Origin of the sequence: Maribellus maritimus (assembly GCF_022267315.1) — a bacterium.
Classification (GTDB): Bacteria; Bacteroidota; Bacteroidia; order Bacteroidales; family Prolixibacteraceae; genus Draconibacterium; species Draconibacterium maritimum.
Map to the genome: position 1 here is coordinate 30494 of NZ_JAIKLE010000008.1, position 23602 is coordinate 54095.

A 23602-nucleotide genomic window follows, 5' to 3' on the forward strand; every position below is an offset into this window, starting at 1 on the left:
AATCAAGGAAAATTTGATTAAGAAAATTCGTATAACTTATCTTCAATCTAAATTTCTATATTTATAATTCTACAAAAGTTTATTTTAGCAAAAACGAAATTTATGGAAACTATTCTAACTAAAACAATCATTTCCGGCGTTCTCTTTTTACTGTTAATTATTAGCGGAGTTTGGCTAAGGAAGAATGGCGAGCCTTATAGAACAGCGATTTTCACCATTCATAAATTCACAATTGTTGCCCTGACAATTTTTGTGATGTTAATTTATATCAACCATTTAAAAACATTCAGTTTTAACAGAACGGGCTTTATTCTTTTTATCACTTCCGACGTTATTTTCCTTGTAGCATTTATTAGCGGAGCTCTGCTAAGCTTTGAAAAAATAGTTTCCTATCAGTTAAAAATTGTTCACAGGCTTGTATCCTGGATAACCATTTTGTTTGTTCCCACTATTTGGTTGGTCTGCCATTAAAAGGTGAAAATGATTTCAAATTTTTTTAATTCGATTTTTTCCTACCTTTATGAGCCTGCTAAATCAACAAAAAATTACGAACGAATGAAAAATAGTTTTACCATTTTATTTATATTCTTATTTGCCGGAAGTATAGGTGCGCAAAACTCATACAGACCAGGCCTCTTTTTTCGTGAAGACTGGAAAGAAACACCGGCTGAAATACCACTTTCGCAAAAACACGTTGACAATTCTGATTTGATTGTGCAATTATACGGACCGGGACAGGACAGTCTGAAAAAAAGTAACCACGAGCAACCGGTTGATGATCCGTATTATGTATGGTCAGGACTGTGTCTTGAAAACTGGATGGTAACCTTAAAACACAAAACGCAGAATGTGGATTTAACCGGATTTGCAAAAATTCGGTGGCGTACAAAACAGTATGGATTCAGGTTGTTACGCATCACTTTAAAACTCGCCGATGAAACCTGGCTGGTAAGCAACCTGTTTGACGGGCCATCCAACGACTGGCGAATAAAAGAATTCAACCTGCAGGATATTGAATGGCATATTTTGGATGCTCAACGAATCGCAGAAGTTGGCGTGGCAAAAAATCCTGACCTTTCAAATGTGGAAGAAATTGGTTTTACCGATTTAATGCCAGGTGGAAAATCAGCTGCTTGCTCCCGGCTCGACTGGATTGAAGTGGACGGAAAGCCTGTAATACGTTAAAAAAAAATACTACCGGGAATTAAATTTCCGATGTGTTAGGGTACGACAACCTCGCTTGTTTCTTCAAGCCCAAACAAATCAAATGGCGGTTGAACAAATGTGTCGTTAAATAAAATTACAGTTAAAACAATAAAACCCACAAATGCCAGAACTACCAACAATTGGGAAAATGAAGTCTTCTGGATGTCGTGTCTTGATTTTACGTCGCATACCTCGCCAGGGCAATATTGTACTTTATCTTTAAAAAACAAAGGGTAGAACTTACAACCGAGGCAAATTCCAAAAGCCGATTCAAAGAATAGAAAAATCAGGCAAACAAAACATATTAAACCGGTTACAGGACTATATGAATTGACCACGACAACAAGTGTAAACATTGTTATAGCGAGGGCAAAACCAATTTTCCATGCAAACTTTTTTTGCCGTGCACCAACATACTCGGGTGTTTGGTTGCGCACAACCAAACGTCCTAAAATAAGTGTTGGTGCAAACTTTGGATTGATAAAAACACGAATGGAGATATCGGTTAAAAAAACGATAATGGCATATTTCAACAAGGTAAAATCACCCTTCATTATTACCGTTAAAATGGCAGTAAACATAAAAAGAAAAAGCATTCCTGCCGCTGCTCTGATTTCACGTTCGTTTAAAACAGGAATTGTATAACCCTCAACGTCTTCCCCAAATTTTACTATTTTGCTCATTGTTTAATAGTTTTTATAATGATTTTTTTGATAAAGAAATAACAATAAAAAGCGGTGCCGGTTTACACAAAATTGTTAAATATTTCAATTTTACGGTCAGGACTTTCTTTTCTTTTTTGCCGCTACATTAACTGGTTCATATGAAAATACATCTTGTAAAGGCGTATGAAACACCAAAGCAATTTTAAAAGCGAGTTCAAGCGAAGGTGAATAGTTTCCTTTTTCAATAGCAACAATGGTTTGCCGTGAAACTCCAACTTTGTCTGCCAATTGTTGCTGGGTCATTTCATCCGCGTCAAAACGTAATCTTCTTATGTTGTTCTGAATATTTCTGGTTGGCATTTTAAACTCCTTTCCGGTAATAATAAATTTGCGAACCGTTATCAATCAGCTCCGAAACAACACCGCTAACAACAAATACAATAAAAATGGAATAACTTGGTAATCCAACTGCCAGTGCAATTATAGCAAGCATAAAACCGCCCACAAACGAATAATGGGAATTCCTAAGCGCTTTCAATTTAATGAGTTTGTCCCTTTCATCTTCCGGAGGGATTTCTCTGTTATGGGTTGCTTCTGTATTATGCGTTACAATGGCATTAATAATGTGAAAAACGATGTAAATAATGATACGGGCTACAACAGAAATTCCAGCATAAACCAAAAACAGTTTTCCCCAGGCCTGGAAGTCATCGACTAAATCGATTCTTCCTTCAAGGTGGCGTTGATAAACAAACCAGGCATAAATTGCAGTGATTATCAAACCACTAAAGATGTTAATAATGTTTTCTTTTTCTCTGTACGACATGACTTCTTAGTTTTTGTATAAATAATTTTACAATTAGTTAAAAATACATGACACAAAGATAATTATTTTTTACACAATGTAAAATATTTTTTACATCAAGTGTGTTTTTTTTTACTAAATAGTTTAACCAGGTATATTAAACTCATTGATTTTAGAGGTAACGCAAAAAGATTTACATTTGAAATATTATTGCAGTTGGAAAACTAAATTTTATGGAAACAGCTTCACTCAGCGAAATTAAAAAGGAACTAAAAGTACTTTCCCCTCAGCAATTGCAGGAAATTCTTTTACGATTGGCCAAATACAAAAAAGAAAATAAGGAATTGCTGAGTTACCTTCTTTTTGAGGCGTTTAATCAGCAAGCATATATTGAAAATGTGAAAGGGGAAATTGATGAACAATTTAAAAACCTTAACCAAAGCAGTTTTTACCTCGCTAAAAAAACATTACGAAAAGTCCTTCGCACAACAAAAAAGTATATTCGTTTTTCAGGTTCAAAGGAAGTTGAAATTGAATTGCTGATTTATTTCTGCCTGAAAATACGAAAATCCGGACTTCGAATAAATTCGAGTCGTGTAGTTATGAATATGTATATCAATCAGGTAAAACGAATCAGAAAAGTGCTGTCCATGCTGCATGAGGATATCCGGCTTGACTACGAAGAGGCGCTGAACAGATTGTAATTGGTTTCGCTCAATAAAAAATACATCAAAATTTATTATTTTCACTTTTCGTTCTATCGACCAGCGCAAAAAACTGATAATAATGAATTTAGTTGAAAAAATAAAAAAGTTTTACAAGCTCACGGAAAAAGAATTGGAGGCATCGGCACATGCTTTTAAACCGGCTGCCATTCCGGCAAAAACCTATTTTATGGAAGAAGGGAAAGTGGCCAACCATGTTGGTTTTATTGAACGCGGTTTATTTCGCTCTTTTTTCTACGACGACAATGCCAATGACATAACAACCCATTTTTTTCAGCCCGGAACGGTACTTATTTCCATGAAAAGTTTTAATGACCAGGTTCCGGCCCGGGAAAACATCGTCGCTTTGGAAGATTCAGAAATTTATGTAATCAACCACGAAGAAATGATGGAGCTATATAAAAGAGTACCTGCCTGGCGTCAAATTACAAAGGATGTAGACGAGATGAAATACAACGATTTAATGAATCGGTCCATTCAGCTCCAGACTTTAACTGCAAAAGAAAGATACGAATTGTTTTGCCAAAATTATCCTGAGATTATCAAAAGGGTTGCCCTGCGTCATATTGCCTCTTACCTGGGCATTGACATTGCCACATTAAGCAGAATAAGAAAAAAATTGTAGTTCTTTTTTTGACTTTTGTCAAACAATCCAATCGGAGGATTGATTCATATTTGCATCAGAAACAACAGTCAAAAACTAATTCAATGAAAGTAATAGCAATTATAGGCAGTGCAAGAAAAAAGCACACTTATGAAAGCACCGAAGGATTTCTAAAAAAACTTCAGGCCTGTGGAAATATTGACTACGAAATGGTCAGATTGAGTGAATATCAACTCGGTGTTTGTAATGGCTGCAAACTTTGCCTGGATAAAGGTGAAGAATTGTGCCCGATAAAAGACGACAGAAACCTGTTGCTGGAAAAAATTAAAAATTCAGATGGTGTTGTTTTTGCATCACCTAATTATTCCTTTCATGTTTCGGCGCTGATGAAACAATTCCTCGATCGTTTGGCTTTTATTTTTCACCGCCCGCAATTCTTTGGAAAAACCTGTACATGTATTGTAACACAAGGTGTTTACGGCGGAGCCAAAATTGTAAAATATTTCAATTTTATCGGCAAGGCGCTCGGTTTTAACGTAGTTAAAGGCATTTGTGTTACCAACCTGGAGCCGGTTTCTGAAAAAGCTGTGGCAAAAAACGAACAGAAAATCGAAAAGCTTGCCGACAGGTTTTACAAACAGCTCATAAAAAATGAGTTACCGCAACCTTCGTTGTTTGATTTGTTTATTTTCAGAATGTCGAGAACCAGTATGAAAATGAAACTGGATGAAAATTTTAAAGATTTTAAATATTATACTCAAAAAGGCTGGTTCAACTCCGACTTTTTCTACCCGGTAAAATTATCTCCTGCGAAAAAAATTCTGGGCAGATTATTTGACAAACTGGCCATAAAAACAGTTTGAACCAACTCTCCGAACTTTATTCAATTTAAGCCGATTACCGGATTATTGTATTAAACAGCAATTTAAAAGTAGCGTCGGTTTGGTTTCGGTGTTGTGTACGAAAACCGATCAGCACAACTTCACCCTCGCCGTATTTGACACTCAGCATGGCCTGTTTTTTTGCTACAGTCTTCTCCCCGATCAACCATCCGCTTTTCAGCAAACTTTTATCTTTATAGCGCACAATGGTAGTATAATCATCATTATGTCTTCCGGGAACTACTTCAAATGCCGGACTTGAGAAATTAAGAACCACTCCTTCATCGGGCATTCCATATGCCAGAGGCTGCGTATTATCAAAATCTACTTTTAAAGTTGAGCCAGGGCAAAACCACTCTATTGATTTTAAACCGTTTGTAACATCCGTAACTTTTAAATTAAACGCGTCAGCGGCAAACTCAAACGAATTCCCAAAAGCAACAAGAGTTCCTCCGTTTTTTACATACTCCTTCAAAGCCTCGGTACCTTCTTTATCAATTCCGCTTCTGTATTTTTCGGGATATTCCTCTGCCTCCTGTTTATTTTGTCCTTTCAAATCTCCGGTAATGGCTTCTGCCCTGTCGTTGGGCAAAACAATTACATCGTACTTTTTATTCAGGCTACCTTCTTTAATCTCTTCGCTCATCAATGTTGTGTAGTCAAACCCAAAATTTTCAAAACACAAACGGGTCCAGCCTTCATCCATATTTCCGCCGTAATAACGTTGAAATAAGCCTGTTCTTCCCCGCTTCACCGTATGTATCTTTTCCTGTTCAATTTTGTTAAGCGGTAAAAAGCTAAGACCTGCTTTTTCTGCTATTTCATTTAATTTTTCTGCGGGTGCTTTTTCAATAATAAAATCTCCGGGATGCAATCCTTCAAATGCTTTATCTACTCTTTTTATCTGAATTTTTTCGTTTTGTAATAAGTTAACTACCAGAAAAGCCGCATTTTGTTTCCCGTCAATCCAGTATCCTGAATTTCCTTTTTCCACTGTCCCAGGAACATTTTCCAGTTCCTGCAAAATGGGAAAATCTGATATTAAATCGGAATGCAAGCCCTCTACATTTACCCCCATAAATTCGTACATGGTATGTGTGGCCAAATCGTATGGCCGGTAAGGAACTCCATTTTCACTTCGTGTCCATGAGTTATCAGCGTAATGTGTTTCGGTCAACAGATTTTTGATAAGTCCCATCTTTGGTTGTGCCAGTGAAATAACATAAGATCCCGCTCCAAAAACACGATTTTCGGCTACAAATTGTTTGTTTGCCTTTTTTATCTCCAAACCGGATTGTAGCAATTTGTTGATCATTTTCGTTGCCGTCAGATAATCATGTTGTTCAGCCGGAATCACCAGGGTTTTGACATTATCTTCAGCCCCTCGTTTTGTTTGATTCTGCGCTTTTATAACTGCCGTTTTTAATACGGTTTCTTTGTTTCTCGCCGCTAAATCAAGAATAGACCAGGCCGATGATTTTTGTTGCGCAACAATATTACGCAAATGCCACCAGCCACCGGGCCATGGGTTTGGAAAAGTAGACTGGGCTTCATATTCAGGGAATCCGCGTGTATTGGCTCTCAACTGCTCAGGATGCACATAAACAGGTGTAGCATAATTTGCTGTCGCCGATTCAGTAAGCATTCCGGCGATATTATGAAACGGAGTTATCCAGTGCCAGCCAAAATGTCCCCAGCCTGCGTACTGTGCAGCGTTCAACACTCCCTGAAAACCATCCTCTTCCAGTTTGTAAGCAATGTGCGCGCCATACCAGCTTAATTCCCTCCAAACCAGCGGATCAGCATAAGGACGAATCGGGTCGCAATAAGGCGGCACATAAAACCGTGCCCCGTATGAACCCATATGATGATGATCCACATATGCCTGCGGTTGCCAGTCGACATACATAGCCTTTGCCATATACCTTGATTCCTGCAGGTTTAAATAGTCTCCGTCGCGGTTATTATCATGGCCGCAATATTTGTGATAAAGATAAGGCATACTCAACCCTTCATACTCCGTTCCCACGGTTTCATTGTACCAGTCGGTAATCATCACCTGTCCGTCGGGGTTAAAACAGGGAACCATAAAAAACAACACATTATCTAAAATCCGTTGGGTTTCTTCATCATCCTTTGTAAGCAAATCATAAGCCAGTTCAGGACTCATTTGCGTCCCTCCCACTTCGCTGGCATGTAAACTCATCGATTCAAAAATAACAGCCTTCCCTTCTTTTATATATGTTTTCAGCGAATCCTCAGAAACACCTCGCGGATCGCTTATCTTTTTGTTGATGGTTTGCAGTCTGTCAAGGTTTGTCATGTTTTTAGATGAAGAGATCAGCAAAAGTAAAAACGGGTGTCCTTCGGAAGATGGCCCTAGATTTGTCACTTTTATTTTGTCGCTCTGTTTCTCCAGCTCGTAAAAATAATTCACAATTTTATCCCAACGGGCCAGCTTATAATCAGCTCCCATCTGAAAGCCAAAAAATTCCTCTGGCGAAGTAATTTTATTTTGCGCAATTGCACTAAAAGTATTCAGCACAAAAACAAAAATTAGAAATAAAAAGACTGGCGTTTTTAAATGATTTTTCATAATGATGGATTTTAGAGAAGCTGATTTGGTATAAAAATAAACATATTTCTGAAAACCTTGTAAAATCCTTTCTTTCTTTAATAAGCTGTTAACATCGTTTAAAATCAATATTCAGCTTCGAAAAAAAATCGTAACTTACTGACAACTAATAAAAATACAATGAAGAGTATTTTCCTAACATTTTATATCCTATCCATTTATTCAATATCTGTTTGCGGTCAACAATCCCGCAACAATTCCGGAAAAACCTTTAATAACACGGTCAACTCAAGCTATAACGGAATTAATGATTCGGTCAACTATAAATCGGCTCATTTTAAAAATAACAGCTATTTTACTTCAACAAAATTCAATGCCCCTGTAGATTTCTCTTTTTCTAATTTTGATTCAATCGCAAATTTTGAAAAAGCTGAATTTTATTCACCTGTAACTTTTCGTAGCATTGACTTTCACTCAATCGTCAAATTCAATCAGGCCAAATTTTATAAAACAACGGCTGAATTCACCTTTTCAGATTTTAGGAAAACGGCTTATTTTACGGGTGTCACATTCAATTCTCCTGCTAAATTTAGCAGTGCAATATTTCATTCTGATGTCCATTTTGATTACACTGATTTTAATTCAACAGCTGATTTTTCTGATACAAAATTCGACTCAACCCTAAATTTTATTAACGTCAACTTTGATTCAATTGCAAATTTTAATCAGGCCGTTTTTGGCTCAGTCGTCAATTTTTCAAATGCAAGGTTACCATCAATGCTGTATTTAAATGATGTAAAATATATAAATGATGAAATTGATTTAACCTATTCATTAACCAACAACAAATTTAAGGTCTGCAAAATATGCCTGAATAACTCGGACATAGATAAAATCAAATTCAGGTATTCGAGATTTGAACTCTACTTTCCCGACACTACTGATGTTGACATCAAAACCAGTGTTTATGAAAAACTCCTGGCGAAACAAAAAAAAGAAGGATTTATTTCAAGCGTGGAAAAACTAGATAAGGAATATATGGAATTCAAATATTTAAAAAATGGTGATTACAGTAAAATTTGGGGGTATTTTTTAAACTTCATTGACAAAATTTGGTGGGGATATGGCTATAACAAGGAATATATTATTAGAAACACCTTGGCAGTTTTTTTATTTTTCCTGCTACTTAACGGACTACTGATTAAATACTTAAGCACACACATATATATAATCGACAAACTTGAGCCATTAAAAGCCAGAGGCAAAATCTTCTATTTCTATTTCACCGTTCTTTACACCGGCCTTATATTTTTTGGTTTAAAAATATCGTTACAAAACTTGCAACTGAAAGATATGCCAGCATCCAGAGTATTTGGTTTTATTTATTTCTTTCTAATGTATTTATCAGGATTGATTTGTCTGGCATACTCGGCCAATTATATAATAACAAATTAAGCGTCTTTAATTGATATTTCGTCCTCTTTTTGTTTAGTACCCCAAATGATTTTTAAGGCAGCACCCTTAAGCTGCTACTCCCACTATTTTAGATTCCGCTTACCTTCATCAATAGAGTCAGTTTACTTGCCGGCTGATTAACAGTAAGTATATATACGCCGTTGTATTATATTACATTCTGTAAGCTTATATTTCTTAGTATATCATAAATCTGTAGTATTTTTGCAAAAAAATAAAACACTTTACAAATGAACGACGATAAAAAGATTATTTTTTCAATGTATAAGGTGAGTAAAATTTACCCACCCAACAAAACTGTTATAAAAGATATCTCCCTTTCATTTTTTCTGGGTGCCAAAATTGGCATCATCGGGTTAAACGGTTCAGGTAAATCAACGCTGTTACGAATTATTGCCGGACAAGACAAAGCCTTTAACGGTGAACTGGTTTTTGCTCCCGGCTATTCGGTAGGTCTGCTGGAACAAGAGCCCAGGTTGGATGAATCAAAAACCGTAATTGATGTGGTAAAAGAAGGAATGCAGGAAACGGTGGATGTTCTGAACCGCTACGAGGAAATCAACCAGCTTTTTGGCTTACCGGAGGTATACGAAAATCCGGATGAAATGGATAAGTTGATGGGAGAACAGGCACAACTTCAGGAAAAAATTGACCAGTTGGATGCCTGGAACCTCGACAGCAAACTGGAACGCGCTATGGATGCATTGCAATGTCCTCCGGATGATCAGCCCATAGGCGAACTTTCCGGTGGAGAACGTCGGCGGGTAGCGCTGTGCCGGTTGTTGCTGAAAGAACCTGATGTATTGCTCCTCGATGAACCCACTAACCACCTGGATGCCGAGAGTATTCAGTGGCTGGAAATGCACCTTGCACAATATTCAGGAACAGTGATCTGCATCACCCACGATCGGTATTTTCTGGATAATGTAGCCGGATGGATACTCGAACTCGACCGCGGACAGGGAATTCCATGGAAAGGAAATTATACTTCGTGGCTGGAACAAAAATCAAAACGTTTGGAACAGGAAGAAAAGGGCAGCCAAAAACGAAAAAAGACGCTGGAACGTGAACTGGAATGGGTACGCATGGCACCGAAGGCACGTCATGCAAAATCAAAAGCCCGTTTAAGTGCTTATGATAAAATGTTAAATGAAGATGTAAAACAAAAAGAGGAAAAGCTTGAAATCTTTATTCCCAACGGGCCACGACTGGGAGATAAAGTTATTGAAATGGAAGGCGTAAAAAAAGGTTATGGCAACCGCATTTTGTTTGACGATCTGAATTTCAAACTGCCGCCTGCAGGAATTATCGGAATAATTGGGCCCAATGGAGCGGGAAAAACTACGCTGTTTAAACTGATTATGAAACAACTGGAAGCCGATGCCGGAAAAATTGAGATTGGCGACACCGTCAAAATCAGCTATGTAGACCAGACACATGCAGCCATTGATCCAAACAAATCGGTTTTTGAAGTTATCTCCGGAGGAACTGAAACCATGATGCTGGGGACCCGGCAGGTCAATTCACGGGCCTATGTTGCACGCTTCAATTTTACAGGTTCCGACCAGGAAAAAAAATGCGGTGTACTTTCCGGTGGAGAAAGAAACCGACTGCATCTGGCTCTGGCGCTTAAAGCCGAAGGAAATGTGCTGCTGCTTGACGAACCAACCAACGATATTGATGTAAATACTTTGCGTGCACTGGAAGAAGGTTTGGATAATTTTGCAGGCTGTGCCGTTGTGGTTTCCCACGACCGCTGGTTTCTCGATAGAATTGCTACTCACATTCTGGCTTTTGAAGGGGATGGAAATGTGTATTATTTTGAAGGTTCATATACGGAATACGAAGAAAACCGCAAAAAACGCCTCGGCGATGAAGGCCCCAAACGGATAAAATATAAAAAACTAAAAGAGTAGTTAAAAAAAGCAGAGGAGTAGCTGAGAAAAGACTTTAAAATAAATAACTCACGATAGATTATAAAAATGCGTCTGGAAATATACATCTTCCGGGCACATTTTTACCAGCAACTTTTCATGATCGGTTCACTCCTCTGTACCACTAAATAGCGAGGTAATCAAAAACAAAAATTTTCTCTTTACAAAGAGAATCACGAATTATTCTTTCACTTAAATTTGCGCGTTATTTTTAACTCACATAAATGAATGTTTTAAGCAAAGTACGTGCTGTTGAAAGGTTATATAAAGTGCTTGAAAAAGATATTCGGGAACTGCAGGCACAAACAGGAATCAATTGCGTGGTAAACTGCATAAAATGTTGCACTACTTCGCATATTATGGCAACGGCTCTCGAATTTTATCCAATGGCCTATCATTTATACCAAACCGGTGAGGCCGATAATTTTCTGGAAAAAATAACGCAAATAAATAACTCAGGCATTTGCCCTGCATTAAACTATTTTAATACGGAGAATACTCGTCCTGGGTGCACACAATATCCATACAGAGGGCTCATTTGCCGTTTATTTACGTACAACTACAGTACTGATAAATACGGTGTACGAAGACTTGCTGCCTGCAAAACCATTCGGCTCACACAAGCCGAAGAGCTGGAAAAAGCAAACCACTTGTTAAAGTTAAAACCTATCGGTCCCAAAGCAACCGATTTTTACTCGCGTTTGCAGGTTATCGATTTTAACGAGGCACAACGGTTGTACCCCATCGGCGATGCCATTCGAATTGCTATCGAAACCATCATTACGAATCAGCATTACCGGGGAAAACGAGCCATGTAGTTTATTGCTTCATTAGAAAGTGGCAACTATTGTAAAGAATCAATTTCGATTATTTTTAATAATTTTCACAAATCAGTTTCTATTCTTTGCCCGATACACATATCTAAAATTCAATTATTTCGGCTGGTTTAAAGAACTGCAGTTACATACCATCATTTTTCACCTGTTTACATTTTCATTTATCTTTAAGGTGAAAATACCAAATACAACGTTTTAGATTATGAGTTAACAATGTTTCACCTGTAGTCACATTTCGATGAAAATCATAAAAAAACCAAATAAGATCAATGAAAATAGAATTCTGTTTGGATAAAATTGATGGTTTTTTACCATCGATTGCCCGGCAGCTAGGGCTTCAAATTAAAAACAATTCGTTCGCTTTGCCCGATAAACTGGGAAAAGGTTTCTTTAGTCAGGCAGTATTTAACTGTAATCTGGCTATCACCTATTACGAAATTAATTTAGACATTCCGAGCACTATAATACGGCACAAAAGCGCCAACAGTGATATTTTACCAATTGTATTCTGGTTGTCAAATGCCGGCGTTACACAGGAATTAAATACAGAAACAAAAATAATAGGCAAAAATACGCCAAACGGTATCTTTTTCCCGTCAAATAATATAGAGACCAATTACACTTTTCCGGCTGGAATCCCGATTAAAAATATTGCTGTGTATATTCACAAAACATGGTTTAAAAAATTCCTAAATCCCCAAAATGATTACATCAATAATTACATTTTAAGGCAAAACAAATATTTTCTGTTTGAAGAGATAAACTTTGCCATGGAAGAAGTAATAACAGATATAGAGGCCATTTTCAAAACAAAAATAAATGATACGCTTGCACCACTCAACCTTTATATAGATACTTTAAAACTTTCCAATCTGTTCTTTGAAAAAATTTTACAACGAAAATCAGAAAATACTTTTGTAAATATCAAACCGTACGATATTCAAAACTTATTCAAGATAAAGGGGATCATCAGTGATAACTATATCGATTTTCCCACGATGGATTTTCTTTCAAAAGAATCGCACATGAACGAAAGAAAATTGCAAAAGTTATTTAAGCAGGTGTTTGGAAAAAGCATATATCAGTTTGCTTTATCACTGAAAATGAGAGAAGCAAAACGTTTGCTGCAAAGTAAAAGTCATTCTGTTTCCGAGGTTGGGTATCTGGTTGGATATTCCAACCTCAGTCATTTTAGCCAAAAATTTAGAGAACATGTTGGTATTACCCCCAAACAATATCTGACATCGCTGTAGTTCATAGTTCAGGCCTCCTGAAAAACGAGTTTTCATCAACCCAAAAGTCGGTTTTCGGGTATTTATTATCGTTTTACGGTTATTTTTTCTTCTTAAGACACAATACTTTTGTTTCATAATTAAAAACTTAAAAATGAAACAATTATGAATCTTTTAAAAAACATTCTGCTGGCCCCCGTTTTAAAGCAGGGTTACAAAAGAAACCTGGTATCAGGTCCTGAGGTAATTAATTTGGAGAAAAAAAGCTGTATCGGATATTCAATCACGACTTCGCTTAAAAGAAACCGAAAAAAAAAGGAAATTCCTCCCTTTTTTCACGACATTTATGACAATAATAAACTAAACAGTTTATGGGAGCAAAATGAACAAAATATGTATTGTATTTTTGATATGCATCCAAACAGCCAGAATTTTGATTATTACATTGCTACTGACAAAAAAGCGATGCACCACAGTATGAAATACGCTGAAATCACTCTTCCAAAAGGGAAATATGTAAGGGTAGAATTAATGAAAAGAAATCATTCGGCAGTTAGTAATATAATGATGTACCTGCGCGCAATTTGGCTTGAAGCAAATGGCTACAAAGCTGCAAACAGCCCGGCTTTTATTTTATACGACGAAAGATTCCATTCAAATTACAAACAACACGGCTGCATTGATGGAAATTATCCGGGGAAACCAATTGCTTCATTTTTTATACCACTGGAAGATGAAAAAACTATTTCTGCATAAATAAAAACATGAAAGATTATAGTATAAAACCTTTTAAGCAGGGAAACGAGAAAGCTGTTCATCAACTCGTAAAAGCAGTTTACGATGAGTTTGTTCGACATGAAAATACAGAAGAAGGCAACTTGCTTTTTTATGATTGGATAATGCCTCAAAAGATAGCCGCCCGGCAAAAACAGCAAAATAACTTATGGTTGGCTTGGAGCAGCAATAAAATTATTGGTATGATAGAAATAAGAGACAATCAAAATATCACCTTGCTTTTTATAGATAAAAATTACCAAAAGCGAGGAATAGCGAGGAACCTGTTTCAAACTGCGTTAAACGAATATAAAAAAAGAGAATTTAATTTGGATAAATTCTATGTCCACGCTTCGTTGTCATCGGTACCGGTATATAAAAGTTTGGGATTTTATGTTGTCAGTAAAGCACGAAAAGAAAACGGTATTTATTATGTACCAATGGAAACAGACATTTTATAAAAACGAATTAACTCGAGCAAAAATCGATAAACAAAACATGATGCTTTCTAAAAATAAATCAATTATTGTTTTTATCAGAAAAAAGAATGTGACAAGTTTTGTATAGCTTTACCGGCAAAAATCAATGAAAGAACGATGGCCTTTTATTACCGGATTTATTCTTTTGACTTTGGGAATACTGGCTAAAGTGCTAACAGAAATTCGTATTGTCCCAATTGTTTTAATACTTTCAGGAGTATCGCTCAAAATTTATTTTATATTTCAAAAAGCAAAAAAAACAAAATACCATCCGGGAATTGAAATCTCCTTTCTTTTGGCGGGATTAGCACTCTTCTTTTTCGGAATGTATTTTCTGCCAGAGGATACATTTGTCTCTCCCGATTTATTTATTGGAGCGGGGATTGGATTGAAGATAATTTTTATTATTATGTTTATAAAAAAAACAGGAAAAAAGTAAAGCTATACATTTGCTTTAATGAACAATTTCAAAAATCAAAAGGCTGAAAAAATACATACCAGGATTATCCGATAATGAATAGTTAAAATATTTTTTTCTTTTGTAAGCCGGCTGCCAACAATTGCATAAGAAGTAAAATACTTACAAACAAAAAAATACGGGCTATAAAGTCGCCATACTTTACATAAAAAGTAATTTTATTATTGGTATTTAGTCGTCCGGCAACCGAAGCCGGCTCCCACCACTGTGTATGCAGAACAACATCGCCCCGCTGGTTTATAAATCCGGAAATACCTGTATTTGCAGTTCTCGCGATGCTCCTCCTGGTTTCAATCGCTCGTAGTCGGGCAAACGAAAAATGTTGTTTATATCCCGGAGAATTTCGCCACCAACCGTCGTTGGTAATAATAAAAATCAGCTCTGCACCTTTTTTTACAAACTGCGTTAAGTAATCTCCAAAAACCGATTCATAACAAATAACGGGAGCAAGCTTTGTGCTGTCCTTTGCAAAAAAAAGCGAAGGCTCGTCCTGGCTTCCCAAATTTCCGCTGGTACCTCCCAAATCAATAAATACATTTTTTAAAAATCCGAAATATTTAAGAAAAGGCACCTTTTCTACTCCACTTACTAAAATTGATTTGTGGTAAAGCTGGTAGTCACCACTTTTCTGAAGAAAAACGGCTGTGTTAAAAACATCAAAATATTTTCCTTCTCGGTATCTTGCTGTTTCTGAAGCTTCTTGTTCTTTATAAATTTTACTTGAGGAGACTCCAAACATCAATTCAGTATTCGGATAATGATTTTGAAAGCTTTTAAGCATCTTATATTGCTGACTATTCTGTATCCTATCAACATTCCAGTTTTTATAGTTTTCTACAATCGTTTCCGGGCCAACAATAAAATCGGTTTGCCGGTTTGCCTTTTCACCGGCAAGTTGTATAAATTTCTCCAACTTCGCATTTTCAGCCTTCCGGCTATAATCTTCCAAATAAGGATCTATATTGGGTTGAACAAGAATAATATTTTTAGGATTGTTTACTTCCTTATAGTTGTTGTACATTTTTAAGGATATTAATACCGGAGCAGCAATCAAAAAAAGGATAAAAAATGCCGGTTTAATCACATGGGACAAAACCTTTTCTCTAATTCCTTCAAAAAACTTTAGCACCAATATATTAATAAGCAAAACCCATAAAGTACCACCAAAAACACCCGTAAATTCATACCATTGAATGATTTTTACATTATTGGCAAACCCATTTCCCAAAGTTAGCCACGGCCATTCAATATCCCAATGAAAATGAAAATATTCAAACGAAATCCAAAGCCCAGCCAGGGCAATATAGCCAAGTGCATGTTTTAAATTTCGGCGGGCAAAATGTGCTAACCACAAAACCAGCGACATTACAAATGAATTTACGGCGATAGCCATTAAAGCTCCGGCAAAAGTTGCATAAGCAATCCACCAGGTAGTAACTCCATTCCAGACGAAAGTTACAATAAAAGCATGCCCCCAAAATGAAACACCGGGGTATTGTTCCTTGTTTTCAACAAAATATTTATCAAGAATGAACAGCGGAAATAAAGCGAAAAAGAGTATCCATCCGGGCAACCCAAGCCAGGGAAGACTTAATAATAATCCCGAGAAAACCGACAACAGAATCCTTTGGGTCCGTTTCATTTTTATGTATCCTGATTGTTGGTAAATATTGCTTTTTTCTTTTTACTTGAACGCTCAAAAACAAAATCAATTTTCCCAATTACCAAACCACCCCACCATGCCTGGTTGATAATCACTTCGTTTCCCATTTTATTCCTTTTTACAATGGGTTCTTCCAGATAAATACTGTGATTATGTCCACCAAGTATCAAGTCAGTCATCGATGTATATTCCACCAGTTTGGTATCACATATTTTATCATCCTCACCTTCGTACATCACCCCGAGATGAGACAAACAAACCACCAGGTCGCACTTCTGTTCCTGTTTTAAAAATTGTTCCATTTCTACTGCAACTTTCACAGGATCCAGGAATTTTGTATTCCCATAGTTTTGTTTACCGACAAGCCCTTCCAATTCAATACCTAAACCATAAACGCCAATTTTGATTCCGTCACGGTCAAAAATTTTAAATCGTGGAAATTTACCGGCAAGAATCGTATCAGAAAAGTCGTAGTTTGAACATATAATAGGAAATGTAGCATTGGGCAGCGGTTCCAAAATACCTTCCAGTCCGTTATCAAATTCATGATTTCCAATTGTTCCTGCATCATAACCGGCCTGGCTCATAACTTTCAATATCAGTTCGCCTTTAAAATAATTAAAATATGGTGTTCCCTGGAACATATCTCCGGCATCGAAAAGAAACGTATTAGGATTTTTCTTTTTTTGCTCTTTTACAAATTCCGAAATTCTGGCCATTCCTCCTTTTCCATTATACTTCTCATCTGAGCCGGTAAACGGTTCGATATGGCAATGTAAATCATTGGTGTGCAAAATTGTAATTGTAACAAAATCGTTGTTGGCCAAAAGTCCTTTGGGAAATATTCCAAAACTTATACCAAGTGTCCCGGCAGAAATATTTCGTAAAAAAATTCTCCTATTCATAACTTATCCTCCCATCAGTTTTTGCCGTAAGTTTTTCACCTATTTCCTGCTTATCTTCAAGATGTTTGATAATTACATTCCGAATCTTTTTGTGGGTGTTTATCATTTTTAACCGTTGAGTAAAAACTTGCATGCTACTTCCACCGTTGGCCACATAATCATTGGTTACCAACCAATATTTTTCATTTAAATTTAAAGGTTTTCCTGCCACTAAAATTCTCTCAGCTTTTCCTTCTGATATTTTAAACCGCACACCTCCAACACTATCACCTCCGCTCGACGCAACAATATCGAGGAATATTTTTATCTGTTCGCCCGTTAACTGAAGGAAAACCATTTCGTTTTCAAAAGGCATCAGTTCAAATATATTTTCAACTGTTATTTTACCTTCAGGAATATTAGAAAGAATCCCAAAATAATTATAAAATGAAATTTCAGGCTGAAAATCCAATCCTTCAAGAATAGCTTCTTTTTTACCTTCTTCAATTAACAAATCAGCAAGAAAATTGGTTAAAATACTCTCAGGTTTATCTTTTTCCATTTCAATATTTGAAACTGAAATCACCCGGTTCATATCTTTTTCAAGAATATTCTTATATGGTAAATATAACTGAACAACCTCATTGTCAAGACTGTTCAAACTTTCAGAAACTGTTAAGTTTTCAGTTTCATAAGAAACTTTAGAATAATGCGTTTTACATGAACCAAGGAGTAAAACACAAGTTATCAACAACGTATAGGTGATAGTTTGTTGCATAGATAAAAAATAGTTTTAAAACTTACTCTTATTTTAGCATGAATAAGGTTAAAATGAAAACGATTTCAATAACAATATGTTCGATTCAAACTTACATATAAAAAATTTGACGAAGGTAATTTTGGTGCTATTTCTGGTATTGAATTTTCACCCAATCCATATTAAGGCGCAAACAAAGGAGGTGATAGCACAAAAGGGAGATGGTATTTATCGTTTGTTGACAAGAAACGGGCTTCCTGTTTCAGACTACATGACAGCATTTATCGAGTTGAATAAGAATTTATTGGGAAAGAACAACACACTCGTTGCGGGAGTAAAATACAAATTGCCCGATAGCGGGCTTGTTAATGAGTCTCCAGCAGGTTCCGGAGGAGCTTTTAGCACGTATTCTATTTTTGGGAAAGACTACGAGAGAGTTGAAATTTTGGATAATACACTCAAAGGAGCAGTTTATTATCTGGTTGCGGGTCATGGTGGCCCCGACCCCGGAGCAGTTGGGAAATACGGAAATCATAGTTTATGTGAAGATGAATACGCGTATGATGTAACATTGCGACTTGCCAGAAGGTTGATTGAACATGGCGCTTCAGTTTATATGATAACCCGCGACCCGAACGACGGAATCAGGAATGACAGCTATCTCAAAGCAGATAAAGATGAACGTTGCTACCCCAACCAAAGCATTCCGCTTAACCAGGTAAAAAGATTAAGGCAACGCACCGATGCGGTTAATAACTTGTATCTCAAAAATAAAACGGCCTTTCAGCGGATGATTGCTATCCATGTTGATTCCAGGAGCCGGGGCGAAAACATTGATGTTTTCTTCTACCATGACAAGCGAAGCGATACCGGAAACAAAGCGGCCGATATTCTTTTAAAAACATTTCAGGATAAATACAACCAGCACCAACCAGGGAGAGGTTATAAGGGAAGTGTATCTTCAAGAAATTTATATGTGGTAAAAAACACCTATCCGGTAGCGGTTTATATAGAACTTGGAAACATTAACCATACCCGTGATCAACAGCGTTTTATCCGGGTTGACAACCGACAGGCAGTTGCAAACTGGCTTGCTGAAGGATTAATTACCGATTTCAAAACAAATAAATAACAAATATCGCCGATTATTGAAGCAATATAGAATTTCAATTATATGAATGGTTTTATTTTCACTGGGCAAATTTAAAAAACCACTAAATTCTCATGTATCCTTCCCGAAACAATTTTAATCTAGTGGTAGAAGCAAGTAAAATGTACTTCCCTTCCCGAGTGTACTTTCTACTTGAATAGTCCCTCCCTGAAGCTCAGCAAACTCTTTACACAAAATCAGTCCCAATCCATTTCCTTTCTCAGCCCCGGTCCCCGGTGTTGATTGATTTTTACCAGGCTCAAACAGCGAATTCATTTTCCCGGCAGAAATTCCAATTCCTGAATCCCTGACTCCTATTTTTACAAAATCGCCACTTTCGTTCTTTTCAACTTCCGAAGTAATCGAGATCTCTCCTCCCGTATTGGTAAATTTTACAGCATTCGACAAAAGGTTCCTAAAAACAACTTCGGTAAGATTTGCATCAGTCTTTATCATCAGCCGGGGCTGTAATAAATTTTTAAACCTTATATTTTTAATCTCAGCCTGCATACTGAAATTTTTCAGTACCCCGGCAAATCGTTTTCCAAAATCGATTTCTTCCGGCTTTACCTCTATCCTGCCCGACTGTGCCATCGACCATTTCAGTAAATTTTCCAAAAGAATATAAACATGATGTGAAGACTCTTTTAAACTCACCAACAGTTCTTTTTTTTCTTCTGTTGAAATATTATCGTATTCCTGCAGGATAAGATCAACCAGACTCTTCTGACTTGCTAAAGGACTGCGCAAATCATGCGCAATAATTGAAAAGAATCTGTCTTTTGTCTCATTCAATTTTTTTAACTGATTTTCAGACTCTTCAACACACTTCTCCTTTCGCTTTGAAGCGGTAATATCATAAGCATTGTAAATGATAGTGTTTTCGCTTTTGTAACTAATTCTTGCAGAAAACCAATGCTCTTCTCCATCAATTTCAAGGTTGTAATCTATAACGACCAATTTTTTTGTATCCAGACATTTTTTTATGGCCTTCTTAAAAAAGTCAGATTTTTCTTTATCAAAAATATCTTCAAGGCTTTTGCCAATTAATTCTTCGGCAGGGAGGTAAAGTAACTCCCTGTTTTGAGAAGCAACTTTGAGATACTTTCCTTCTCTGCTAAATTCAATAATTAAACTATCAAGAGAAGCAAAAATAGCTTTTAATTCTCTTTCACTTTGCCTCAACTGGATTAAAGCCCGTGAGAACATGGCGACCAGAATACTAATGATTAGCGCACTGACCGTAAGCAGAAGAAACAACACTTTATCCTGATCCCCGTATGATTTCCATCCCTTTTCCGGCACAGCTGCCAGTACCCATGTTCCATTTGGCAAATCGATATTAACTTTTACCGGATTTTCCTCAAAAATTGTATCATTACCCCAAAAGACTTCCCCATTTTCTCCGGTGCCGTTATACCCTTTTAATGCAAAAACATAATCTTTATCGTACAATTCCAATTTCGCCTCATTGAACAGTGCATTCATTTTGATAACAATATCAGTTACTCCCCAGAATTTTTCATTACCGGGGCTCGTTTTATCAAATATGGGCGTGTAACTAATAAATGCAATTCCTCCTTCCACCAGTTCCGTCGGGCCTGCAACAAAAGTCTTGTGTGTTTCTATGGTTTTTTCAACAATGATTTTTCTTTCAGGGTGTTCGAGCAAATTTAATCCTAAAGCAGCCTCGTGTTCTTCCAGAGGATAGATAGCGTTTAAAATGCAGTTTTTTGAAAGAGCCATAGAGCTGATAACGGTATCATTCCGAATATATTCCTTGGCTAGTTCGTAATAATCGTCGTTACTAATCCCCGGATTTAAAGCTACATAAGCTGCCACTCCACGTGTATAATAAATCCTTGAGTACAAAGCTTTTTCAAGCTTCGATTTTTTACTGGTCATATAATCCAGCATTCGCGCGCGAATGTCTTTCTCCCATTGCCCTGTCTTAAAACGGGTATAGCCGACTGTTGCGCCAACTAAAATAAAAAGTACAATCAGGCCAACAAAAGCAGGCTTCAATTTTTTTAATAATGGTTCGTTTGGTTCCATAAGCAACTAAACATAAAATGAAGAATTTGGGAAATCAAAAATTCGTAAATATTAAGTTTTACGAGCTACAAAAATAGTAGAATTATAAAATATAAAAAAGACAGAAAACTAAATTTATTTAAAAACAATAACAAGAAGAGATAGCCCAATAAAATATAAAACATATGTGAAAAATAAGTATTTATCAAGTAACACAAAAAAAGGAAATAACTACCTTTGCCCGGAAACAAAACAACTCCTTTTAAAATATGATATCGCCTTTATTCAGTCAATTGTTAATACCGTTCATCATTGCCATGTTTTTGGCTATAACAATGGGTGGAAGCGGCACAGCACCTGCTTTTTCTGCCGCATACGGCGCAAATGCAGTACGTAAAAGTATTATTCCCGGCCTTTTTGGAATTATGGTTTTCGTGGGAGCAATTGTAGCAGGCAAAGGTACGGCCACAACAATGGGTAAAGGTTTACTTGCTCCGGAAATGATGACTTTCTCAACCGTTTCGATTATTCTTTTTTCAGTAGCAATTTCTCTGTTAATAGCCAATCTTGCCGGAATTCCTCAGTCAACAAGCCAGGCAACGGTACTGGCAGTAGTTGCCCCGGCACTGTACTACCAGGAGCTTAACACCGAAAAATTGTTTATGGAAATCATCCCAACCTGGTTTATCCTGCCTGTGATTTCATTCTTTATAAGCCTTTTTCTCGGAAAATATATTTACCGCCCAATGCGCAGAAGAGGATACACAATGTCGAGAGCTTATAATCAAAACCTCAAACCGGTATGGAATGGTATTATTTTAATCATGTCGATGTATGTTGCATTTTCTATCGGAGCAAACAATGTAGCTAATGCTGCTGGCCCGATTGCTTCAATGACAGCCAATGAATTAAACATATCGATTGACACAAACTTTACTTTAATAATGATTTTATCGACCTTAATTGTAGCACCAAGTTTTGGTATTGGAAGCTCAATTTTCGGGCACAAAGTTGTTCAGAATACAGGAAAGGAAATTGTTTTATTTGGAAAATTTGAAGCTGTAATTATAGCTTTTGTTTCTTCAAGTTTATTACTTTCGGCGTCGTTAATTAAAGGAATTCCGACGTCGCTGGTTCAACTCAATGTAGCTTCTATCCTCGGAATTGGAGTTGCAAAACTGGGGCCAAAAAACATATTCAAAAAAACAGAAGTAAAAAAATTCTTTTTGATGTGGATTATTGCTCCAACCATTGCATTTTTACTTTCATTGCTGCTTATCTGGTTGACAGATATTTACCTGAACTAAAAAATTTTTATTCAACTTTTACCGGCGGTGCAATTTCTACGGGTTGGCACCATGAATCTCTCCCGTTATAAACCCCGTTGTATAGATGTGTAATATGTTGATTATCGATTAGTAATTGAGGCCGTTCCCGCCTTATACAAAACAAGGTATCTCCGTTTTCAAAAATTATATCGTGATCATAAACCACAACCGGTTCAAATTTTTGCCAGTTATCCACACCATTTTCCGATACTAAATGAGCTCCCCATCTTTCGTGCCCGGTTAATTGTCCAACATTGTCTTCACAAATCATATGATATTTCCCATCTTTCTTATAAAAATAAAAATCTTCGATTTTTGCTGTAGGCCAAACATTTTTATTAACAACTTTATATGGCCCCCGAAAATTATCGGCGCTCGCAATTTTAACCAGTAATTCCGCATCCCGGTACATTAATTTTACACTTCCGTCATTTTCTACAAACAAGGCAGGATTGTTTGATTCTTCATCTAATACAGGAAGCTCGCTTCTTTTCCACGGACCGTTAATATTTTTTGCAGTGGCATACCCCACCCGGCGTATTAAACGATTACTTTCTTCCCGCAATGTAGTAAAATCAGAACCAATATAAAACAAAACAAACTCGTCGCCAATTTTATGAATAGTTGGATTATGAGCCATATTCGAATCCCAGAAAATACTGTCTCTTTCGCCGATCACAACACGCTGGAAATCAAAAGGCCCCTTTGCTGAATTTGATGTTGCATGTACAATTTCTGATTCGACAAAATAATCATCCGGAAATTTATTCTTCCTGGGCCACCGGGAGGCAAACATATGAAATGTAGAGTCAACTTTTACAACTGAACCTCCCCAAACCCAGTAGGCATCCATTTTGAAACCACTATTCTCCGGGACTGGCTGCAGAGAATCAAAAAATGTCTTTTCCTTTTCCACGCAGGAAAAAAAGTAAAAAACAAAAACAAACAGGGATAAACGTAAAATTCTTGTAACCATTCTTTTGTAGTTTAGCTTCGTATTCAATAAAACTAATGATTAAATTCATTTAATATGTAAAAAATGAGGTGGAAAATTTTTTCCAAATTCTGGCAGCAATTCAGGCTTTTTGATAAAAAGAAACAAAATTCAGGTTTTGATAA

23 protein-coding genes are annotated in these 23602 nt (G+C 36.6%); 14 read left to right on the forward strand and 9 right to left on the reverse strand.

What is annotated here, in order from left to right:
• Positions 1–102: 102 nt before the first annotated feature.
• Together K5G00_RS09040 and K5G00_RS09045 are read left to right on the forward strand one after the other, a co-directional pair.
• Complete coding sequence (locus tag K5G00_RS09040) at positions 103–471, forward strand: hypothetical protein (RefSeq protein ID WP_238765818.1); 369 nt, start codon at positions 103–105, stop codon at positions 469–471.
• A gap of 84 nt (positions 472–555) precedes the next feature.
• Complete coding sequence (locus tag K5G00_RS09045; protein WP_238765819.1) at positions 556–1185, forward strand: hypothetical protein; 630 nt, start codon at positions 556–558, stop codon at positions 1183–1185.
• 35 nt (positions 1186–1220) lie between these two features.
• Here the strand turns inward: K5G00_RS09045 and K5G00_RS09050 are convergent, their stop codons facing one another.
• From K5G00_RS09050 to K5G00_RS09060, 3 genes are all read right to left on the reverse strand, one after another.
• Positions 1221–1889 carry a DUF4395 domain-containing protein gene (locus K5G00_RS09050; protein WP_238765820.1) on the reverse strand — a complete coding sequence of 223 codons (669 nt, stop codon included), beginning with the start codon at positions 1887–1889 and terminating at the stop codon, positions 1221–1223.
• 96 nt (positions 1890–1985) lie between these two features.
• Positions 1986–2231: a helix-turn-helix transcriptional regulator gene (locus tag K5G00_RS09055; RefSeq protein WP_262921315.1), complete on the reverse strand. Its 246-nt coding sequence runs from the start codon at positions 2229–2231 to the stop codon at positions 1986–1988.
• 1 nt (position 2232) lies between these two features.
• A complete protein-coding gene (locus tag K5G00_RS09060) occupies positions 2233–2697 on the reverse strand; it encodes a hypothetical protein (protein ID WP_238765821.1) in 465 nt (154 codons plus the stop codon).
• Positions 2698–2909: 212 nt separating this feature from the next.
• Between K5G00_RS09060 and K5G00_RS09065 the strand changes: the two genes are divergently transcribed.
• From K5G00_RS09065 to K5G00_RS09075, 3 genes are all read left to right on the forward strand, one after another.
• Positions 2910–3380: a hypothetical protein gene (locus K5G00_RS09065; RefSeq protein ID WP_238765822.1), complete on the forward strand. Its 471-nt coding sequence runs from the start codon at positions 2910–2912 to the stop codon at positions 3378–3380.
• An 82-nt stretch (positions 3381–3462) separates the two neighbouring features.
• Positions 3463–4026: a Crp/Fnr family transcriptional regulator gene (locus tag K5G00_RS09070; RefSeq protein ID WP_238765823.1), complete on the forward strand. Its 564-nt coding sequence runs from the start codon at positions 3463–3465 to the stop codon at positions 4024–4026.
• 83 nt (positions 4027–4109) lie between these two features.
• Positions 4110–4868 (forward strand): flavodoxin family protein, encoded by a 759-nt coding sequence (locus K5G00_RS09075; protein WP_238765824.1) that lies wholly within the window; start codon positions 4110–4112, stop codon positions 4866–4868.
• Between the two features lie 34 nt (positions 4869–4902).
• Here the strand turns inward: K5G00_RS09075 and K5G00_RS09080 are convergent, their stop codons facing one another.
• Positions 4903–7482, reverse strand: a complete 2580-nt coding sequence (locus K5G00_RS09080) for a M14 family metallopeptidase (protein ID WP_238765825.1) — start codon at positions 7480–7482, stop codon at positions 4903–4905.
• Positions 7483–7641: 159 nt separating this feature from the next.
• On the opposite strand from K5G00_RS09080, the gene K5G00_RS09085 reads away from it, so the two are divergent.
• The 7 genes from K5G00_RS09085 (at position 7642) to K5G00_RS09115 (ending at position 14628) form a co-directional block, all read left to right on the forward strand.
• Complete coding sequence (locus K5G00_RS09085; protein ID WP_238765826.1) at positions 7642–8916, forward strand: pentapeptide repeat-containing protein; 1275 nt, start codon at positions 7642–7644, stop codon at positions 8914–8916.
• A gap of 248 nt (positions 8917–9164) precedes the next feature.
• Positions 9165–10850 carry an energy-dependent translational throttle protein EttA gene (gene ettA / locus K5G00_RS09090; protein WP_238765827.1) on the forward strand — a complete coding sequence of 562 codons (1686 nt, stop codon included), beginning with the start codon at positions 9165–9167 and terminating at the stop codon, positions 10848–10850.
• Positions 10851–11092: 242 nt separating this feature from the next.
• The gene (locus K5G00_RS09095) at positions 11093–11686 is read left to right on the forward strand and encodes a YkgJ family cysteine cluster protein (RefSeq protein ID WP_238765829.1); all 594 of its coding nucleotides are present in this window, start codon (positions 11093–11095) and stop codon (positions 11684–11686) included.
• Between the two features lie 287 nt (positions 11687–11973).
• Entirely contained in the window at positions 11974–12957 is a 984-nt protein-coding gene (locus K5G00_RS09100; protein WP_238765830.1) for a helix-turn-helix domain-containing protein, read from the forward strand.
• A gap of 144 nt (positions 12958–13101) precedes the next feature.
• Positions 13102–13692: a GyrI-like domain-containing protein gene (locus K5G00_RS09105; protein WP_238765831.1), complete on the forward strand. Its 591-nt coding sequence runs from the start codon at positions 13102–13104 to the stop codon at positions 13690–13692.
• Between the two features lie 8 nt (positions 13693–13700).
• A complete protein-coding gene (locus K5G00_RS09110; RefSeq protein WP_238765832.1) occupies positions 13701–14171 on the forward strand; it encodes a GNAT family N-acetyltransferase in 471 nt (156 codons plus the stop codon).
• Positions 14172–14295: 124 nt separating this feature from the next.
• Positions 14296–14628: a hypothetical protein gene (locus K5G00_RS09115; RefSeq protein ID WP_238765833.1), complete on the forward strand. Its 333-nt coding sequence runs from the start codon at positions 14296–14298 to the stop codon at positions 14626–14628.
• An 82-nt stretch (positions 14629–14710) separates the two neighbouring features.
• Here K5G00_RS09115 and lnt read toward each other — a convergent pair whose 3' ends face one another.
• Genes lnt through K5G00_RS09130 form a run of 3 tightly spaced genes read right to left on the reverse strand, consistent with a single transcriptional unit; the run spans position 14711 to position 17992 of the window.
• Complete coding sequence (gene lnt, locus K5G00_RS09120) at positions 14711–16309, reverse strand: apolipoprotein N-acyltransferase (RefSeq protein ID WP_238765834.1); 1599 nt, start codon at positions 16307–16309, stop codon at positions 14711–14713.
• Between the two features lie 2 nt (positions 16310–16311).
• Complete coding sequence (locus K5G00_RS09125; RefSeq protein WP_238765835.1) at positions 16312–17235, reverse strand: bifunctional metallophosphatase/5'-nucleotidase; 924 nt, start codon at positions 17233–17235, stop codon at positions 16312–16314.
• Positions 17228–17992, reverse strand: coding sequence for a 5'-nucleotidase C-terminal domain-containing protein (locus tag K5G00_RS09130; protein WP_238765837.1), 765 nt, complete (start codon positions 17990–17992; stop codon positions 17228–17230). Before K5G00_RS09130 ends, K5G00_RS09125 begins: the two co-directional genes overlap by 8 nt.
• Before the next feature lie 106 nt (positions 17993–18098).
• Between K5G00_RS09130 and K5G00_RS09135 the strand changes: the two genes are divergently transcribed.
• Complete coding sequence (locus K5G00_RS09135; RefSeq protein ID WP_238765838.1) at positions 18099–19103, forward strand: N-acetylmuramoyl-L-alanine amidase family protein; 1005 nt, start codon at positions 18099–18101, stop codon at positions 19101–19103.
• Positions 19104–19217: 114 nt separating this feature from the next.
• Here the strand turns inward: K5G00_RS09135 and K5G00_RS09140 are convergent, their stop codons facing one another.
• Complete coding sequence (locus K5G00_RS09140) at positions 19218–21176, reverse strand: sensor histidine kinase (protein WP_238765839.1); 1959 nt, start codon at positions 21174–21176, stop codon at positions 19218–19220.
• 248 nt (positions 21177–21424) lie between these two features.
• Between K5G00_RS09140 and K5G00_RS09145 the strand changes: the two genes are divergently transcribed.
• On the forward strand, positions 21425–22462 hold the full coding sequence (locus tag K5G00_RS09145; protein ID WP_238765841.1) for an inorganic phosphate transporter: 1038 nt from the start codon (positions 21425–21427) through the stop codon (positions 22460–22462).
• A 7-nt stretch (positions 22463–22469) separates the two neighbouring features.
• Here the strand turns inward: K5G00_RS09145 and K5G00_RS09150 are convergent, their stop codons facing one another.
• A complete protein-coding gene (locus K5G00_RS09150; RefSeq protein ID WP_238765842.1) occupies positions 22470–23459 on the reverse strand; it encodes a glycoside hydrolase family protein in 990 nt (329 codons plus the stop codon).
• Positions 23460–23602: the final 143 nt, after the last annotated feature.

Bases quoted from the DNA above. Each gene is read 5' to 3' on its own strand.
- K5G00_RS09040 (WP_238765818.1), top strand. From the start codon at position 103: ATGGAAACTATTCTAACTAAAACAATCATTTCCGGCGTTCTCTTTTTA.
- K5G00_RS09045 (WP_238765819.1), top strand. From the start codon at position 556: ATGAAAAATAGTTTTACCATTTTATTTATATTCTTATTTGCCGGAAGT.
- K5G00_RS09050 (WP_238765820.1), bottom strand. From the start codon at position 1,889: ATGAGCAAAATAGTAAAATTTGGGGAAGACGTTGAGGGTTATACAATT.
- K5G00_RS09055 (WP_262921315.1), bottom strand. From the start codon at position 2,231: ATGCCAACCAGAAATATTCAGAACAACATAAGAAGATTACGTTTTGAC.
- K5G00_RS09060 (WP_238765821.1), bottom strand. From the start codon at position 2,697: ATGTCGTACAGAGAAAAAGAAAACATTATTAACATCTTTAGTGGTTTG.
- K5G00_RS09065 (WP_238765822.1), top strand. From the start codon at position 2,910: ATGGAAACAGCTTCACTCAGCGAAATTAAAAAGGAACTAAAAGTACTT.
- K5G00_RS09070 (WP_238765823.1), top strand. From the start codon at position 3,463: ATGAATTTAGTTGAAAAAATAAAAAAGTTTTACAAGCTCACGGAAAAA.
- K5G00_RS09075 (WP_238765824.1), top strand. From the start codon at position 4,110: ATGAAAGTAATAGCAATTATAGGCAGTGCAAGAAAAAAGCACACTTAT.
- K5G00_RS09080 (WP_238765825.1), bottom strand. From the start codon at position 7,482: ATGAAAAATCATTTAAAAACGCCAGTCTTTTTATTTCTAATTTTTGTT.
- K5G00_RS09085 (WP_238765826.1), top strand. From the start codon at position 7,642: ATGAAGAGTATTTTCCTAACATTTTATATCCTATCCATTTATTCAATA.
- ettA (WP_238765827.1), top strand. From the start codon at position 9,165: ATGAACGACGATAAAAAGATTATTTTTTCAATGTATAAGGTGAGTAAA.
- K5G00_RS09095 (WP_238765829.1), top strand. From the start codon at position 11,093: ATGAATGTTTTAAGCAAAGTACGTGCTGTTGAAAGGTTATATAAAGTG.
- K5G00_RS09100 (WP_238765830.1), top strand. From the start codon at position 11,974: ATGAAAATAGAATTCTGTTTGGATAAAATTGATGGTTTTTTACCATCG.
- K5G00_RS09105 (WP_238765831.1), top strand. From the start codon at position 13,102: ATGAATCTTTTAAAAAACATTCTGCTGGCCCCCGTTTTAAAGCAGGGT.
- K5G00_RS09110 (WP_238765832.1), top strand. From the start codon at position 13,701: ATGAAAGATTATAGTATAAAACCTTTTAAGCAGGGAAACGAGAAAGCT.
- K5G00_RS09115 (WP_238765833.1), top strand. From the start codon at position 14,296: ATGAAAGAACGATGGCCTTTTATTACCGGATTTATTCTTTTGACTTTG.
- lnt (WP_238765834.1), bottom strand. From the start codon at position 16,309: ATGAAACGGACCCAAAGGATTCTGTTGTCGGTTTTCTCGGGATTATTA.
- K5G00_RS09125 (WP_238765835.1), bottom strand. From the start codon at position 17,235: ATGAATAGGAGAATTTTTTTACGAAATATTTCTGCCGGGACACTTGGT.
- K5G00_RS09130 (WP_238765837.1), bottom strand. From the start codon at position 17,992: ATGCAACAAACTATCACCTATACGTTGTTGATAACTTGTGTTTTACTC.
- K5G00_RS09140 (WP_238765839.1), bottom strand. From the start codon at position 21,176: ATGGAACCAAACGAACCATTATTAAAAAAATTGAAGCCTGCTTTTGTT.
- K5G00_RS09145 (WP_238765841.1), top strand. From the start codon at position 21,425: ATGATATCGCCTTTATTCAGTCAATTGTTAATACCGTTCATCATTGCC.
- K5G00_RS09150 (WP_238765842.1), bottom strand. From the start codon at position 23,459: ATGGTTACAAGAATTTTACGTTTATCCCTGTTTGTTTTTGTTTTTTAC.